The 17,933-nt window shown below is 46.1% G+C and carries 13 protein-coding genes and 1 pseudogene; all 14 read left to right on the forward strand.

Translation table 11 applies throughout. The annotated features are described in order from the left end of the window. Window positions 1-66: 66 nt before the first annotated feature. The 14 genes and pseudogenes from QFZ81_RS07325 to QFZ81_RS07390 all read left to right on the forward strand — a co-directional run bounded on the left by QFZ81_RS07325 (window position 67) and on the right by QFZ81_RS07390 (window position 17,910). Window positions 67-312 (forward strand): hypothetical protein, encoded by a 246-nt coding sequence (locus QFZ81_RS07325; protein ID WP_307602110.1) that lies wholly within the window; start codon window positions 67-69, stop codon window positions 310-312. A gap of 209 nt (window positions 313-521) precedes the next feature. Next, window positions 522-683 (forward strand): annotated as a pseudogene (locus QFZ81_RS07330) (MFS transporter); the annotation flags it as partial. Between the two features lie 497 nt (window positions 684-1,180). Beyond that, entirely contained in the window at window positions 1,181-3,412 is a 2,232-nt protein-coding gene (locus tag QFZ81_RS07335; RefSeq protein WP_307602112.1) for a helix-turn-helix domain-containing protein, read from the forward strand. A gap of 264 nt (window positions 3,413-3,676) precedes the next feature. After that, window positions 3,677-5,299, forward strand: coding sequence for an extracellular solute-binding protein (locus QFZ81_RS07340; RefSeq protein WP_307446056.1), 1,623 nt, complete (start codon window positions 3,677-3,679; stop codon window positions 5,297-5,299). A 98-nt stretch (window positions 5,300-5,397) separates the two neighbouring features. Next, the gene (locus tag QFZ81_RS07345; RefSeq protein ID WP_307446052.1) at window positions 5,398-6,294 is read left to right on the forward strand and encodes an ABC transporter permease; all 897 of its coding nucleotides are present in this window, start codon (window positions 5,398-5,400) and stop codon (window positions 6,292-6,294) included. 26 nt (window positions 6,295-6,320) lie between these two features. Further along, window positions 6,321-7,193, forward strand: coding sequence for a carbohydrate ABC transporter permease (locus QFZ81_RS07350; RefSeq protein ID WP_307446050.1), 873 nt, complete (start codon window positions 6,321-6,323; stop codon window positions 7,191-7,193). Window positions 7,194-7,207: 14 nt separating this feature from the next. Continuing rightward, window positions 7,208-8,203 carry a sugar phosphate isomerase/epimerase family protein gene (locus QFZ81_RS07355; RefSeq protein ID WP_307446048.1) on the forward strand — a complete coding sequence of 332 codons (996 nt, stop codon included), beginning with the start codon at window positions 7,208-7,210 and terminating at the stop codon, window positions 8,201-8,203. Continuing rightward, complete coding sequence (locus tag QFZ81_RS07360) at window positions 8,190-9,941, forward strand: hypothetical protein (protein ID WP_307446046.1); 1,752 nt, start codon at window positions 8,190-8,192, stop codon at window positions 9,939-9,941. The genes QFZ81_RS07355 and QFZ81_RS07360 overlap by 14 nt, the downstream gene beginning before the upstream one ends. 10 nt (window positions 9,942-9,951) lie before the next feature. Next, complete coding sequence (locus QFZ81_RS07365; RefSeq protein WP_307602114.1) at window positions 9,952-10,110, forward strand: hypothetical protein; 159 nt, start codon at window positions 9,952-9,954, stop codon at window positions 10,108-10,110. Then, window positions 10,097-12,190, forward strand: a complete 2,094-nt coding sequence (locus QFZ81_RS07370) for a glycoside hydrolase family 88/105 protein (RefSeq protein ID WP_307602116.1) — start codon at window positions 10,097-10,099, stop codon at window positions 12,188-12,190. The genes QFZ81_RS07365 and QFZ81_RS07370 overlap by 14 nt, the downstream gene beginning before the upstream one ends. 421 nt (window positions 12,191-12,611) lie before the next feature. Further along, entirely contained in the window at window positions 12,612-14,294 is a 1,683-nt protein-coding gene (locus QFZ81_RS07375; RefSeq protein WP_307602118.1) for an ABC transporter substrate-binding protein, read from the forward strand. A gap of 72 nt (window positions 14,295-14,366) precedes the next feature. After that, complete coding sequence (locus QFZ81_RS07380; protein WP_029193351.1) at window positions 14,367-15,341, forward strand: ABC transporter permease; 975 nt, start codon at window positions 14,367-14,369, stop codon at window positions 15,339-15,341. Window positions 15,342-15,354: 13 nt separating this feature from the next. Further along, window positions 15,355-16,266 (forward strand): carbohydrate ABC transporter permease, encoded by a 912-nt coding sequence (locus tag QFZ81_RS07385; protein ID WP_307446038.1) that lies wholly within the window; start codon window positions 15,355-15,357, stop codon window positions 16,264-16,266. A gap of 126 nt (window positions 16,267-16,392) precedes the next feature. Further along, window positions 16,393-17,910 carry a response regulator transcription factor gene (locus tag QFZ81_RS07390; protein ID WP_307446036.1) on the forward strand — a complete coding sequence of 506 codons (1,518 nt, stop codon included), beginning with the start codon at window positions 16,393-16,395 and terminating at the stop codon, window positions 17,908-17,910. Window positions 17,911-17,933: the final 23 nt, after the last annotated feature.

Genomic DNA, 17,933 nt, shown 5'->3' on the forward strand with positions numbered 1-17,933 from the left:
CTACGCTCAATACGTTGGAATTCGAGGAAAACGGGATTCTCCGCTGTACGAAGGTAAATCCGGTGAATGAGTTTGGAGGGATCGCTGATTCCCTCTGCAGCTTATATAAGATTACAGGCGATACGAGCATACTCGAACTGGCCAAACTTTTCGACAGAGATTTATTTTAATAATCCTCTGGCGGTGGGGAAGGATGTGCTTGACAATCTGCACGGCAACACGCATCTTCCCCTTGTGATTGGGATTGAAACCCGAATGGGGAAAAAGAAGTTGAAGGCAGTTCAAAGTAGAACAGAAGAGGGATGGGTGTGAGGGTGGAAAGGCGCTTTGCGGTGGACCGCCTTTGAAGTCGTGTTTATACCGCATAATAAATTCAAAGAACACGACTTCAACAGCGGTTGGAACCCCACATCCATCTCTCCCCATGCACAAAAGTATGGGTTTTCACGCAAAAGGACCGTCAGGATGCCCTGACGGTTTTTTTTCTTAATATATCAGAAAGTATAAAATCAGGGTTGTCGATGATGAACTTGCGCGTCTTGAAGTACCCTATGTTTATCGTGGGGCTGCTTCTTGTGCTTTCGTGTATGATGATCATCTTATCAAGTGTGATTATTTTGCCGATGTATCTGCAGAACGGTTTAAAACTATCCGCGTTCGCTACTGGGCTCATGCTGCTGCCATGCGTATTTGATCAGCTCTCCGGTGCCGAGTGAACCGGTCGAGATGGCTAAAGCCATGATGTTCGGTTCCCAGAACGTGTTCGTGTTCGCATTGTATAAAACATTTGTGACGAGGAATAATACCCTCGCTTCAATTTTTTCTGTAAAAGCATCATAATAATTGCGAAATGTCCTTCCCAAACTCCAGCAGGGTATTAGGGGTGATCTCCATAAGTTGCTTCTTGCATTCGCACTCTCTGGATTTTGTAAATATTATGCCCAATCAAACAAACGAACTTGCCAAAACGTGACATTTCAATCTCGTTAAGTTTATAGTATTATAAATAAATTCGAGAGCTCTCTCAGAGCGTACCGGAGGAAACGATGTTGTTAGGTTTAATTGTTGAATGTTAACAAACCGTGACATCGTTCCATACTTGTTGTTCTACCGTTAATCTGTCAATAATCCGATCACTTTAGTTATTACCTATTACGGAGTCAGAAGGAGAACGACTTAAATGAATACGTTTTCGAGAAAATTTTTGTTAATATACATGCCGATCTTCCTTCTGACGGTAACGGTGCTCATTTTCATGTCATTTCTTATTGTTAATGATATCTCTAGAAGTGAAACTTCCAAAGCCAATCGTATATCGACAAGCTATATTGTGGACACCGTTGATCGCACGATGAGTGAAATGGAGATGAAGGTTTTGCAAGAGCTGGAACTGGAGAACTCCTATAACGATTTTCTTTATCCGTCCACTGATGCAAGGTCGAACGAACGTTATTATGATGTAGTAAACAACATGAATACCTTAATAAACAATTACAGCTTAATTGATTCCATTTATATTTATCGTAAGCAAGGAGACAGTGTGCTTACACAGAGCGGACTTGTCGAGCTTAACGCTTTCGCTGACGCGAACTTCCTTCGCCAAAGGCTGAAGGAGCCCGAAAGCCGTGGCTGGAGTAAGGTCCGCAAGTATCCGGAAGCGAATACGCAAAGTCAAGTGCCCGTTTTTTCCCTCAGCAGATCCTTGCCAATTCCATTTGGCCAGGACGGGATGATGGTTATTAATATTAGCAAGTACAGACTAGAAAGAATGATCAACGGCCTCCTAAGCGGGAACGTTTCTTATCTCGACGTATATGATGAAAGCGGTAATCAGGTGTTTGAATTCTTGGGTAGCGGTTATCTGAAAAAGGACAAAGTGCTAACTACCATTCATTCGAAACACCTGAACTGGACATTTCAAAGCGGTATTCAGGCTGGGCAATTATTTTCTTGGGTATCCTTGATCTCTTATATATGGATTGTAATTGGAATCATTACCATTATTGGTGCTATGGTGTTTATCTTTTATATGACAAGGCGAAATTATCGGCCTATTACGAAGATGATGAACCGGTTGCAATTTCTCCAACTACCAATTACAGACGCGAAGCTCACTTTAAAGGACGACCTTACAGTGATCAGTTATGCATTGGATAATCTGATTGAGCAGACCACTGATTATGAGAAGGAGCGCCGGAATAATGAACATGTCCTTCGCAGACAGCTATTCCGCGGTTTAATTGAAGGCGAACGTATGGAGGACCTAAGCGAACGTATCGAGAGAATGAGGCCCTTCGCCGGCGATGCAAAGCCTAAAGGATTCACGGTGTTTATCGTCGAATTGAACCGCTATGGTCAATTTCAACAGAATTTCTCCCTCTCTGATCAAAATATTCTGAAATACGCAGTGATGAACGTATTGAATGAAATCATCAATGACTATCATATGAGCGGCTGGTTCGAGTGGATAAGCAGTGATAAGCTGGGAACGATAGTTAGTATGAAAGAGGATATTCCCGACAAAACTGTACTCAGAGCCGTTGGTGAAAAGTGTCATAGTTGGATAAATGAACATTTGCGCATTTCATTAACGATGGGGATCGGATCTGTCGTGACGGAACCGGCAGAGATTTACTTATCGTATCAGGCTGCCGACTCCGCCCTCCGTCATAAGCTGTCTCTTGGGCAAGAAGCCGTAGTCATGAGCGAGGAGCTGCCTGAACAATCACACTTTCATAGCTATCAATATTTTCAGTCCATGTCTCAGTTCGTTCGGGAGTTCCGATTGGCGGGAGATGGCTGGCGGTTAAGACTGGATGCCATTTTTCAGTCTTTTGTTAATGATAATTTAAGAAATGAAGAAATTCACCTGCAGCTTGAAACCTTGATGAAGATACTGGAGCGGGAGGTCGGAGAGTTATCTGACACCTTAGCAAACAGGTTTAAGGGGCAGCAGTGGGATGAGATGTGGACATCCGTCGTGCAGGCCTCCAGTCTTCATGAAGTTCAGAAGAGTGTATCGGATTGGTTGACGGAGTTATTTCAGACTTATGTATCGGTGAACGAATCCAAGAGCTACAGGGCCTTGATTGAGGAAATCAAAAAGTACATTGAGAATAATTATGCCAACCCAGATCTGTCATTGAAGCATCTGAGCGACCAGTTCCAAATTTCCGGAAAGTATGCCAGCTACTTATTCAAAGAAGAATTCAATACGAAATTCGTTGATTTTCTTGTACATCTCCGGATGAATAGGGCAGAGTCGTTACTTGAAAACACCAACGACACGATCCAGGATATCGCCATGAACGTGGGATATGCCAACGCTATTACTTTCGGCAGAGTTTTCAAGAAGGTTGTTGGTGTAACGCCTGGGGATTTCCGTAAACTGAAAAATACAGAGAAAAAGTAAAAAAAGGTGCTTATTCCCCAGAGTGATGGTTCATTCTGAGCGGAATAAGTTTTTTTTTGACCGCGAATGGCTTTTTGGTTTATCGGGAAAAAAGTTTATTCACGCCTTCTTTGAGTTTCCAACGGTTGAAGTTTATCATGTGAAACTAGTTTATTGTCGAAGTCAGCATAAAAGCGCAATAATGTGTTCCAGAGGCAGTTCCACAAACGGGATCGGCTTCGGAGCTCTAAAACAAATTTAAAAAGTGGGTAAGGTGAGGCATTCATGCAAAAAAGAAAAACGAAGAAGTTCGCCGTACTAAGTCTTTCCATGTTATTTGCAGGCATGACCGTATTGACCGCTTGTTCTTCTGATAAGAAAGAGCAGGCAGGCCAGAGCGCAGCTCCGGCAAGCAGCAGTGCGCCAGCCAAAGCCGGCAACCTGAAAGTAGAGCTTTGGGATCGTGGCAATCCACCGGAAGGTGTAACGATCACGAATTCATTTCTTACCAATTATATTAAGGATAATTTCGGTAAGCCGAACAACATTAACGTGGATTTCGTTCCGGTTCCGCGAAGTGAAGAAGTACCAAAGCTGAACATCTTGATGGCCAGCAACACGGATGTACCCGATATCGTGATTACTTATGATAAAGCTACTTTCAACAAGTATGCCTCCCAAGGCGGTTTGACAGAGGTCACGGACTTGGTGAAGCAATACGGCCCGAATCTCTCCAAGTTCCTTGGCGATGATATTATGAAGATCGGCCAGTTCAAAGGGAAGCAATATGCGATTCCGGCCAAACGTGCGACAACAGGCAAGTATGCTTCGTTCATCCGCCAAGACTGGTTGGATAAACTGAATCTGAAGGCTCCAAATACGACGGATGAGCTGTATAACGTGTTAAAGGCATTTAAAGAAAAGGACCCTGGAGCAACAGGCGGCAAAGTGGTTCCTCTTGGCATGAGCATTGCTCCAGCCCAGTATGAGCCGCTCATCTGGTCCTTTATCGATAATGTCAGCGATCAAACCCGTTTCGAACAAACGCAAACCCTGGCATCCCGTGATTATCCAATTCTTCTGCCGGGCTTTAAGGAAGCTGTCAAGTTTATGAACAAGTTGTACAATGAAGGATTGATGAGCCAGGATTTCGCATTGGATAAAAAGAAGGAAACGTTGGTTAAAGATATCGCGAACGGTAAAGTAGGCTTTTTCAGCGAGGATAACATTAACATCTTCTATAACGATGGAACCTATGATTCCCTGAAAAAGAACGTTCCGACAGCAGTACTGACTCCTGTTGATTCCTACACCAATAAAGATGGAAAACATACGAAGCCGATCTCTGCTCCAAACGGGATGTATATCATGATTCCACAGTCCAGCAAAAATGCTGTCGAAGCCGTTAAATACTTGGACTGGATGTCAACCGGCGACAACCTGTTGACGATTCTGAAAGGTGTTAAAGGCCAAAACTATAATCTTGACAGCAATGGAATTCCTGTAATTATCGATAACCCAGCTCCAGCAGCAAAAAATAACACGTTTAGCGGTGGCGACCTTGGTATCCTTGCAAACGGATTGGTTCTGGATACTCAAAAGAAAAGCGATGAAGCTTTTGTGAAGAACTTCCCGGAAAGATACCAAGCGGACACTAGAAAAGCGCTTGAAATCTCCAATACGGATGGGGTTGCACAAGTCAACACGCCTCGCCCGATTGATGCGGAAAGCAAATACGGAACAACCTTGCTAACGAAGGCGGAAGAACTGATCGTAAAAGCAACGATGGCGAAGCCAAATGAATTCGAAGCCGTATTCGACTCGATGATGAAGGGCTATATGTCCAGCGGGGGCCAAGCGGTTCTTGACGAACGTAAAGCTGCATGGAAGGAAATTCAAACAAAGTAACCGGAGGTTAAGCCCGCGGTTGCACCAAATCAAAGGAGCGTGAAGTAGGCGCTCCTTTGATTTTAATAGATTGGGTGTTAGGGGAGGAAGCAGCTAATATGAACGTATACCTTCGACGATACTGGCAGCTGTATGCCTTAGTCGCATTGCCGATTGTTTACTTTTTCATCTTTAAATATGGACCGATGTATGGCGTGCAAATTGCATTTAAGGATTTCAATTTTTTCAAAGGGATTAACGGAAGTGATTGGATAGGTTTTGAGGCATTTCGGGAAGTATTCAAAAATCCTGATTTTGTTAAGGCGCTGCGAAATACGTTTATGCTGAATTTTCTTGATCTTCTGGTATCTTTTCCGGCACCGATTATTTTGGCTATTATCCTGTTCGAAATAAAGGTCGTATGGTTTAAGAAGCTTTCCCAAACGATTTTATATATTCCCCATTTTATATCCTGGGTCATTATCGGCGGCATCGTTTACCAAGTTTTCGGCAATGACTCCGGCATGATTAACAACATACTCACCGGTATGGGCTATCCATCCATCCCGTTTCTATCGGATAAAAATTACTGGCTGCTCACCTATTTATTAACGGGGGTATGGCAAAGCGCGGGGTGGGGAACGATCCTGTATCTGGCAGCCCTAACGGGAATCAACAAGGAATTATTTGAAGCAGCCGAGGTTGACGGAGCGGGAAGGATGAAGCGCATCTGGCATATCACGCTGCCGGGAATCAAAACAACCGTGGCAACGCTGCTGATTCTTAATCTAGGCCATATGGTATCCATCGGCTTTGACCGACCGTATATTATCGGAAATCTGATCGTCCGTGATTATTCGGAAGTTTTAAGTACGTTCGTGTATCGAGTCGGACTTGAATCCGGACAGTATACACTGGCGACCGTGGTCGGATTATTCCAGGCCATCGTAGGGTTGATTTTCTTGATTGGAGCTAACTTCGCTTCCAAAAAGTTGACTGGTGACGGCATTATTTAAGTGAGCTGTAGAAGGGAGTCAGTACGATGAATGAACGGGCAGTAAACCGGGTTTATGATACAGTTTTTATTGCATGTATAGCAGTGAGCGTAGTGCTCTGTCTTATTCCTTTTATCCATATTATTGCGGTATCTTTGAGCGGAACAACACCTATTACATCCGGTAAAGTTTCCTTATGGCCGCTTGAAGCGAACTTGGAAGCGTACAAGAAAGTGTTTACGAATATGGCGATGATTCGTTCCTTGGGCTTTACGATCTTCTTGACGGCGCTAAGTACGGTATTGTGTATGATCATGACCATTGCCGCCGCGTACCCATTATCGAAGAAAGAGCTTAAGGGTCGTCAAATCCTTATGGTGATCATCATTTTTACCATGTTTTTTAGCGGAGGCATGATACCGGAATATATTTTAATGCGCAGCTTGAATCTGCTGAACACCGTATGGTCTATGGTGCTGCCCGGTTTAGTCAGTGCATTTAATCTAATCATTCTCATTTCTTTCTTTAATAGCATCCCTAAGGCATTGGAAGAATCTGCGGAAATAGACGGATGCAGCTACTTCGGCATGCTGTGGCGGATTACCTTGCGCTTGTCCATGCCGGCGCTGGCCACACTGAGTCTTTTTTACGCGGTGGGAAGATGGAACGGATTTCAAGATGCGTTAATGTATATTACAAAACCCGAGCTTTATCCGCTCCAATTGAAGCTCTTTCAAATGATTCAAAACAGCCAGGTCAACGATATGATGAGAATGGAAGGAAGTCAAGTACAGGCTGTTGTGCCTGAGAGTCTAAAAGCCGCTACTGTTATATTCTCTACAGTTCCGATTCTCATCGTATACCCTTGGCTGCAGCGCTATTTTGTTTCCGGAGTTATGTTGGGCGCGGTTAAAGAGTAAAGGGGGAGAATAGCATGAATCGGATAAATAAATCACCTTTTTCATTCTCTACCTGTTGGAATATCAAGAAACATGCAATCGGCCGTTCAATGATCGAGGAGATTCGTTCTCTTGGCTTTTCGAAGGTAGAACTGAATTATAACGTGACGAAGGACATGCTTACGACGATCGAGCCCATGATCGAACGCGGTGAGATAGGCATTTCCAGTGTCCATAATACGTTTCCGCATGTGGCCGATCCGGATTATGGAACGGATTCGGTCCTTCTCGGCTTCGAAGACGAGGAACGGCGCCAACGTGCTATTCAATTGCTCCTTCGTTCCGCTGAATATGCCCATAGGTACGGTGCAGAAGCCGTTGTCGTTCATCCGGGTGAAGTTCCCTTTGAGTATAATATTGATCACGAGCTGAAGGCCATTTATAAGACGGAAGGTCCGGATTCTCCCGCTTATCGCGGGTTGTGGAAGAAAATGATCGAGCGGCGGGAAGCGCTGAGCGAATTTTATATACGCAACATTCAGAGAAGTATGGAAGAAGTATGTGACGAGTCTGTTAAACGGGGATATAAGGTTCAATTCGGTATTGAAACCAGATCACGCTGCAATCAAATACCGACACTTCAAGAGGCAAATACTATCATAGATGCGCTGGCTGGAGCGCCGCTTGGACTCTGGTACGACATTGGGCATGGCATCATGATGGAACGAATGGGACTTTACGATAACGCACGCGAAGCTAATGAGATGATTGGTAAAATTGTAGGCATCCATATCCATGAGACGATCGAACTATCGGATCACTGGTGCCCGTACTTGCATAGCGGGGATATGACGTATTTTGATAGGTTCCTTCCTATCATAGCTGCAGCTCCTATTAAAGTTTATGAGCTGAAAGCCGCTTGCACACCAGACGATATTGAACAGAGTCATCGGATATTGCTGGATAAACTTGAAGTGCAAACTGGATTGGCGTCCATGGAGAAAGAGGGTAAAACGTATGGTCTATCATAAGCTAGTGAAGATTAACGATCAATGGGTGCAAGAGGCGTTCGATCGTCAGGTGCTGGATAACGAAAGCCGCTATTTCGGAGGCGTTGTTGATCCGGCAACAGGGATCCCTTGGCCCAGTCATACGAATTCTCTAATGATTATGGGTTTATGGGCAGCTGCCCTAATCAATCCGGATTCCGCTTATTATCACGACAGCATCCTGTTGGAACGACTGAAAAAACTGTCGCGTTTTATGTTGAACTTCCAGCATGATGACGGCACCATCTCACCGGGCTGGACCAATTATCATTCGCCGCCTGATACAGCCTTCAACGTGGTAGGGCTATCCCAAATCTATAAGCTGCTCTCGTCAAGTGAATGGCAGCCGGCCGAGTCCGTTGCAGCTGATGTTCATCGTTTTCTGGAGCGGACGATTCCTGCCCTGCTGACAGGCGGCATTCATACGCCTAATCATCGTTGGGTGATCTGCTCAGCCCTCGGTTCCTTATACGATATCTATGGCATCGAAGCGCTCAAGGAACGCGCCTCGGAATGGTTGTCCGAAGGGTTGGACATCACTCCGGACGGAGAATGGACGGAGCGCAGCAACGGTATTTATAACGCGGTCAGCGACATTAATCTTTACTATGCCGCTCGGTATCTGGAGCGGCCGGAGCTGCTCGAGAGTGTGCGTGCTAATCTGAGGATGATGATGTATTTGGTTCACCCTGACGGCGAGATCGTGACGGACTATTCGGGCCGTCAAGATTTTGGTCAAAAGTTCACGCTTGCCGACTATTATTCCATTTATCAGCTCATGGCGGTCCATGACCGGGATCCTTTGTTTGCGGCCATGGCCAGCTTGGCGGGCGAAGCGATTACCCATCCGGGCGCCCTTCCGAACAACGCCATGCTAAACCTTTTGCTTCATCCGGCTTTGCGGGAGAGCTCAGTGCAACCGGTGGAGCTTCCTACCGAGTACCGTAAAATCATCAATGGCGATTTCAATCGCTCCCTGTACTTATCCAAAATGGAGCAAGCCGGTCATAACGGTAAAATCTCGCACAGCAGCTTTCACCCGGAATTCGGCGCCCCGGTGGCTAGACACCGGAGTGGCAAAACCAGTGCGACCGTCATGACGGAGGCAACCTCTTTCTTTGCGTTAAGGCACGGCCATGCCAGGCTGTTAGGCGTTCAATTAGGCTCCAACTTTGAGCCGGGCCCGATCAAGTTCAAGGAGCTGCGGGAACAGAATGGCGCATACCTTTTGAATGCGCAAGGGAAAAAGGGCTATTATGGCCCAGTCCCGAAGGCGGAGCTTCCGGAAGCTGCATCGGAATCTCTAAGCCCGTGGTACCTGCTTCCGCATCACAAACGGTCCATGACCCATGAACAGACGCATGAGACCTTCGTTGAAGCGGCAGAGACCAAGGAAGGGTGGACTCTGCGTGTTCGGTCAGACAAGCCGGCGGATGTGTTAACACAGGTTGTCTTTCTCTTCGGAGCGGAAGGGACGCTGCATACCGATGGCTGTGAGCTTGTCGGGGAAGACAAAATCATATGGCGCAATGGACGTGTCAGATACGAGAATAATGGATATTGGATTGAAATAGATGGTGCTGCTTCTGAGCATTCGTCAACAGCCATCCGCAATATGGTTTATCCGAGGGGCTGTCAGATGCTTCTGGTAAATCTGATTACACCGATCGATCATACATTCAATATTCGGCTTTCACCGAACGCTGCTTCGAATGGTTAGGAGAGATAACATGACTGTTTATTTTCAAGAACAAGAAAGCGCCCATTTCCGCTTTGGCGACAATGACGCCGAAATCCTGAAGGTTCTGGCGCAGCGGTACATCGGGGCCAATCCCCAGGCCGGGTTTTGTCTACCGTACATTTCATCAATCAGGCGTGCTGCAAAATAAGGAAGGTCTGTATGAGATCGACCTTAGCCAGCGGTTTCCAAGCGCCAAGCCAGGGCAATGGGCCTATGGTGCAGGCGTTGTTTGGAGCGATGAGGAGCGGAATCTGGATATCATCATCCGATGCCTGGGTCCGGTCCGCTTCTTTTTTAACGGCAGTCTAACCTATCGCTCCAATGTCATAGACGAGATGAGTCCAGACGCAAGTGTGAAGCTGAATGTCACCTTTGCAAAAGGCTGGAACACCTTGTTCATCAAAATGAAGCATACGCCAGCCGGCTTTGGCTGTTTGATTGGATCGGACGAAGCCAAGGTCCGCATACTGAACGTACTGGCTCCGTTTAAGGAAAGACAAGGAAAGGCGGGATGGGTATTCTCCGCTCCTGTGGACAAGGATGTTGTGCCGGATGAAACCGCGCTGCCTGACCTGCTTTCTTATGAACAAAACAGTGGTTTAAGCTGGTTTCCCGAGTCCCAGTGGAACGAGGAAGAACGTGAGCTTCCTTCTTTGGAAAGAATGTATGGCCGCCAGTCGGGCAAGCTTGCTTTTGCTTGGACCCGTTTTCGTCAGCATTTAGCCGGAAGTCATCCTGTGAATATGGTTATCACCTCTTCGGGACCCATTACTGTATGGATTAACGGAAAAGAGACGGTGAAAGAAAATAAGGCCGGCCACTATGCATTTGAGTTTCCGTTATCTAACGGAGTATACGATTTGCTTGTGAAAAGCATTTGCGGTGAAGGCGTTTGGGGTTATACGTTAACGGCTTCCATAGGCGGCGCTCCCATTGATCTATATGCTCCCCATCAAGTGCATGGATCAGGAGATGCGGCTTGGCTGTATGTCGGACCGTTCCAAGCGGAGGCGGAACCCGAGCTAAGCGATTTGCAGCGAACTGACCGTTTGTATGCTACAACAAGAGAAGTGAAGGAAAAGGCAGATTACGCTTACTGGCGGTTGGACCTTCCTCATGCTTGGATTCGCCCTTATTATGAGAACTCTATGCTGAGCAACAAATGGACAGTAGGCACAATGACCAATTATGCCCGTTGGGATTATCCGCTCGGTGTTACGATTTACGGGTTGCTTCAAACAGGACGTTTTCTCCATAGACCGGACATGATTCGTTATGCCACGGAACACGTTCAAGCATGTACGGATATGTTCGAGTATTCTCTCTGGGACGCTGAGCAATATGGCTTTCCCGCTATCAACCAGCAGCTGGTTATGATGAAAATGCTCGACAACTGCGGTTCCTTCGGCTCAGCTATGCTCGAAGCCTACCGGGAATGCGGCGATAACGCCTTTTTACCTGTGGCCTCCCGGATCGCGCACTTTATGCTGAATAAGCTGGAACGTCGTGAGGACGGAGCATTTTACCGAACGTGTCTGGGGGAATATTCAGACGATACCATGTGGGCCGATGATTTATACATGAGTACGCCGTTCTTGCGCCGTTACGCTGAAATATCGGGTGATGCCCGTGCGCTGGATGAAGCGGCAAAGCAGTTTTTACAATTTAGAAATTATTTATTCATGCCGGAGCAGCAGATTATGTCCCATGTTTATGATTTTAAGTATGGGCGTGCAACAGGCATACCATGGGGTCGTGGAAACGGTTGGGTGTTGTTCTCCTTGACGGAGGTTTTGGAAGTTTTGCCGGAGACGCACGAAAACCGACCGGCGCTGCTCGAATTTTTTAATGAGCTGTGTGAAGGCTATTTAGTCCTGCAATCGGACAGTGGTCTATGGCATCAGGTGTTGAATGCTTCCGAAACCTATTTGGAAGCGTCGTGCACTGCGATGTTTGCCTATGCTTTTGCTCGTGGCGTCCGTTTTTCTTGGCTTCGCGAACCAAATCGTTATGCGGAGGCTGCCATTTTAGCTTGGAACGGTCTAAGCCGAATCGCCATAGACCGCCAAGGCAACGTACACGGTGTGTGCAGCGGCTCTAGATATGCGTTTCATCCCGAATATTACAATGAGGATCTTCGTACGGTAACTAATGATAATCATGGAATTGGCATTATGATGCTGGCCGGAACTGAAGTCGCGAAATTGAAGGGGTACTTATCATGTTGATTAACGGTTGGAACCCCATGTCCAATTCCCTCCCCATGCACAAAACGTATCGCATAGCACAACAAAGGACCTAGCGATGATCTTCCGCTAGGTTTTCCTTATTGTCAATAACTTCGTCGATGCTGTAGGGAAATGCTTAATCATTGCCTTTGTTGACGAATGATTTAAATAGGCTCAAAATGGTGGGAGGCCGATCCTTGTGGGTGCGGAAGGACAACCTTGCTTGAAGTAAACAGCCGTAGATGGGTTGACTTATTTAGTCGAACATTAGATTTACATGACTGTAATTCGTAGGGGTAAGACCTATATTCTGTGAATTGTAAGCGCATTCTTGAGAGGTATAATAAATAGTGTAAGTAAATAAGTGTTTGGCCTAAAAGGATCATGCATCTTCATGGAGACAATAAGGGAGGACTAGAAAATGGTTAAACAAGTAAAACGGCACGCTTTAGCAGCATTGGTACCCGTTCTGGCACTAGGACTGACACTATCAGCCTGCAGCAACTCGAAAGATGGTGATGCTGCGAATAGCACCGCATCACCTAGCGGTAGTCAGACAAGTCCGGCAGCAACGAAAAACGACGCGATCAAGCCAGTTACATTATCTGTGTTCATTGGTGGCCCTGGTCAACAGCCGACTCCTGACAACAAGATCTACAAGATGATTAAAGATAAAACTGGCGTTAGCCTAAAAATGGAGTTTCTTGTCGGTGACCTGCAGCAGAAGATGGGCGTTATGATTGCCGGCGGTGATTATGCGGATATTATGTCCGGGGATGATAAACTAATTGCGGCCGGTGCTTTTATTCCCCTCGAGGACCTGATTGACAAGTACGCACCGAATCTGAAGAAGCACTATGCCTCCGTGTTGAATCAGGCCAAGGATCCTGCAAGTGGTCACCTTTATGTTCTGCCAGCTTACGGCGTGTTCAGTGGTCAGGTTAACGATACCTCGTATGAAGGACCAGGCTTTTACCTGCAAAAGGATGTCCTGAAGGAAATGGGTTATCCAACTCCTAAAACGTTGGACGATTATTTCGATATCATTGCGAAATACAAAGCGAAACATCCAGATATGATCGGGTTCGAGACGTTGAGCTTCGACTGGAGAAACTTCCCGCTGCTTAATCCGCCTGAGCATTTAGCTGGTCACCCAAATGACGGTGGTGTTATCGTCGAAAACGGGAAAGCGCAAATTTTTGCGGACAAGGATATTGCCAAGACCTATTACAAGAAGCTGAATGAGATCAATGCGCAAGGCTTGATGGATAGAGAGGCACTGGTACAGAACTACGATCAGTACTTAGCTAAAATTGCCAGTGGCCGCGTCATTGGGATGTTCGACCAGCACTGGAACTTTGGCGATGGAGAAAATTCTTTGAAATCACAAGGTAAATTCGGCAGCACATACGTAGGGTTCCCGCTCTTATATCCAGGTGCCAAAGAGTACTATCGTGACCGTCCAGTTTTGAACATCAACCGCGGATTCGGGATTTCGACGAAAGCCAAGGATCCGGTTCAAATCATCAAATTCCTTGACTCACTAATGACCGAAGATTGGCAGAAGACACTCCAATGGGGTATTCAAGGCGAGGATTATGAGGTAAAGGATGGTAAGTTCTACCGTACGCCTGAACAGCGCGCGAAAGCAGACGATAATACATGGAAGCTAGCGAATAAAGCGGATGGGTTCTTTGGTGGCCTGCCTAAGATGCAAGGGACGTATAGTGACGGAAATGCAACAGATCCGGGATCACAGCCACAGGAATTCTTTGACAGCTTAAAGCCGCAGGATCAGGAAGTGCTGAAGGCATACAACCATAAGACATGGGCAGATTTCTTCAAATCACCTGTAGAAAATCCCGTATACTACCCAGCGTGGAGCATTGATCTGGTGGATGGTTCACCAGCCAAAGTGGCCAATACGAAGCTGAACGACCTTGCCATAAAATATTTGCCGAAAGCTATTATGGCCAAACCGGATGACTTTGAAGGTGTATGGAAGGAATATGTGGAACAGATTTCCAAAAGCAATTTCAAAGCCTACGAAGATCGTATCAATGAACAAATTAACTGGCGTATTCAGAATTGGGGCAGCAAATAAGAAAATAGAACATGTAGTAGAGTGGGGGAGACTCAGGGTCTTCTCCGCTTTACTTCCTAGGAGGGAATGTCGATGGCCGAGACCATACTGTCCAAAAGACCAACGAAAAAGCAAAAAATTGATCCGGAAATCGGCGTCGGTTTAAGTTGGAAGACGCTCAAAAATCAAAAACAGTTAATGCTGATGTCGTTTCCCATCGTGATTTATATTCTGATTTTCAATTATGTACCGATTTGGGGCTGGTTGATGGCGTTCCAGAATTATCGTCCGGCTTTGAAATTTTCCAAACAGCAGTGGGTGGGGTTGAAGCAGTTTAAATTTCTCTTTCAAGATGATACGTTCTTGACCGTGCTTCGCAACACGCTTGCTATGAGTATGATCAATTTGGTTCTTAGCTTTGCAACAGCCATTATTTTAGCTCTATTACTGAATGAAATTAAAGTTCGTTTCTGGAAACGGTCCATCCAAACGATTTCTTATCTACCTCATTTTCTGTCATGGATCATTGCTGCGGGTATTGTATCGACTTCGCTATCCGTCGACGATGGTATCATTAATCAGTTGTTGATGAAGCTGCACCTCATTAATGAACCTGTGATGTGGCTTAGTCAGGGCAAATATTTTTGGGGGATTGTGGGCTTGTCTAATGTGTGGAAAGAGGTGGGATGGAATACCATCATTTACCTTGCAGCTATCACCTCGATCGATCCGTCGCTGTATGAGTCTGCTGGGATCGACGGTGCAAACCGTTACCAGAAGATCCTTTACGTCACACTGCCTGGGATCAAGTCGACATTTATCATTTTATTAATCATGAACATCGGGCATATTCTGGATGCAGGCTTTGAAATTCAGTACCTGCTCGGCAATGGATTGGTCGTCGACTGGTCGCAAACGATTGATATTTTCGTTCTAAAGTACGGGATTGCTCAAGGCAACTATTCGCTGGCCACTGCGGCAGGTATTTTCAAAACAGTTGTAAGCATAATCCTTATTCTAATTGCAAATTCTACCGCCAAGCGCCTTGGTGAAGAGCGGTTGATATAAAGGAGAGATGACGATGGGAACAACAACTGCGCGCAGAATTCGGATGGAGCCGATTCTGTTCCATACGATTAACGGCATCTTCATGCTCGTTCTTGCTATAGTAACCTTATATCCGTTCCTTCATACACTAACGATTTCATTCAATGAGGGAAATGATGCGCTTCGGGGAGGCATCTATATATGGCCTCGTTCATGGTCATTGCAAAATTATAAGGCGATTTTCCTTTCCGGTACGATTTACCATGCGGCGTGGATTTCAGTCGCTCGTACGATTACAGCGACGGTTATAGGTGTATTCCTTACCACCATGCTAGCGTATACACTAGCACAGCCCCACTATATCTTTCGTAAAATCATCGGTTTAATTTTTGTGTTGACGATGTATTTTAATGCAGGTCTTATTCCTAACTACTTTCTGATCAAAAGCCTGGGGCTTCTGAATAACTTCTGGGTGTATGTACTCCCAGGAATGGTGAATGCGTTTAATCTCATTGTCATTCGGACGTATATTCGAACGCTTCCATCAGGCTTGGTTGAGTCTGCGAAAATGGACGGAGCCGGTGATTTCACCATATTTATACGCATCATATTCCCGCTGTGTACGCCTGTACTAGCGACCATCGCCTTGTTTATTGCAGTTGGCTCTTGGAATTCCTGGTTCGATACGTTCCTGTATGCTTCGTCTGATTTGAAGCTGAGTACACTTCAGTACGAAATGATGAAGCTGCTTGGATCAACGATGAGCAGCAACAACGATCCCGGTCTGATGGCAGGGGCAAACACAAATCAAACGAAGGCCATGGTTACGCCTGCTTCCATACGTTCGGCGATCACGATTGTGGCGGCGGTTCCGATTCTATTCGTATATCCTTTCCTGCAAAAGTATTTTATCGTCGGCATGAACCTTGGAAGCGTCAAAGAGTAAGAAGGAATAAACCATGAGGATAATCATTTCCCGTTTCAGCTCGGAGCTGGGACGGTTTTTGCTTTATTTAGGCAGATCCTTTCCTTTATAATAGACATATCTACTCCCTGAAATGAGGTGTTTCCCATGTTAAGGGTCATGTTTGCCGATGACGAGCCCTACATGCTAGAGGGATTGCGGTCAATGATTGATTGGAATAAGCTAGGCTTTGAAATATGCGGGGAAGCGCCGGATGGCGAAGACGCATTAGCCATGATGGCGTCGACCCTGCCTCATTTGGTGCTGACGGATGTTCGAATGCCTGTCATAGATGGTTTGGAATTGATTGAACAAGCTTCCTGCCTGTATCCTGAAATGAAATTTATTATTTTGAGCGGATACGCGGATTTCGAATATGCCAAAAGAGCTATGCGACATGGTGTGGCCAATTATTTGATGAAGCCTTTAATTGAAGCGGAGCTTATAACTGCGGTTGAAGCGGTCGCGAATACGATCCAGGAGCGTGAAGCTCACAGCCAGTACGAAAGCGCTGTCTTGGGTTGCTTACGATTGGAAACGATTTCAAGGTTATTGCAGGGAGAAATCAGGCAGAAATGGATTGAGCAAGCAAACGCCTTGTTAGATCTTCATGAATGTTCAAGCTTCCGCTGCATCTTACTTGAACCTGACGTTCAGGCTCATGTCCAATCGGACCTGATACAGGTTATTGTGGATAGGATCAAGCTTCCTCAAGCGACATTACTTCCATTTGGGGTAGGCAAAGAACGGCATGGATTCTTGCTGGTCTCGGGGCCAGAGCAGCGCGATCTTTCTCCCGCAATGATTACAGAGTTAATTGCCAGTATACGAAATAACTGGGGCAGAGCGCTCTCGTTTTCGGTAAGCGGCGAACACAAGGGACCACATGCGTTAAAAGAAGCATTCCGTGAGGGACTTTTGGCCGAAATGTGCAAGTTCCCTTCTGGAACGGAAGGGATTTACATCTATCAAGGAGAGTGGTCAGCGGAGACGCTGCCTGCCTTTGTTGGAATGACGGAATCCATCCTAGCTGCCGTCGGGAGTGGGTGTCCAGAAACGGTGCGAGCCCACGTGCACCACTTATTCATCGCTCTTTCGAGGCAGTCCGTCTCCGGATCTTGGCTGAGCGCTTATTTAGGCAACATTAAGCTCGAAATTTTTAAGGTTGTTACCCAATCCGGAGGTGAGCATGTGTGGGCCCCGGATTGGTTCACTTCATACGTGCCAACGGATCTTGGCCTCTTGGAACGCAAGGTCATGCGGGAATTCCTGCAAGCTGCAGAGTGGATTGGCCTGAAGAAAGGCATAGGGCAAGATGCGGTCATATCCGCAGCGGAAGACTACGTCAAATCGCATTACAGCGAAAAGCTGCAACTCCAGCATGTCGCAGAGCATTTTCGGCTGAATCCGGCCTACTTTGGCCAGAGGTTCAAGAAACAAGTTGGCCTCACCTTCAATGAATATTTACATGTCGTACGAATTGACGAGGCCAAAAAATTACTTCGTCGTGAAGAACTGAAAATATCCGATGTCGCTAATCGTGTCGGCTACTCAGATTCTGAACAGTTCGTAACCAAGTTCAAGGCACTTACCGGCCTGTTACCCTCTGCCTACAAAAAGGGATGACCTACAACTGACAAGGAGATCGC

The organism is Paenibacillus sp. V4I9 (genome assembly GCF_030817295.1).
Taxonomy (GTDB): domain Bacteria; phylum Bacillota; class Bacilli; order Paenibacillales; family NBRC-103111; genus Paenibacillus_E.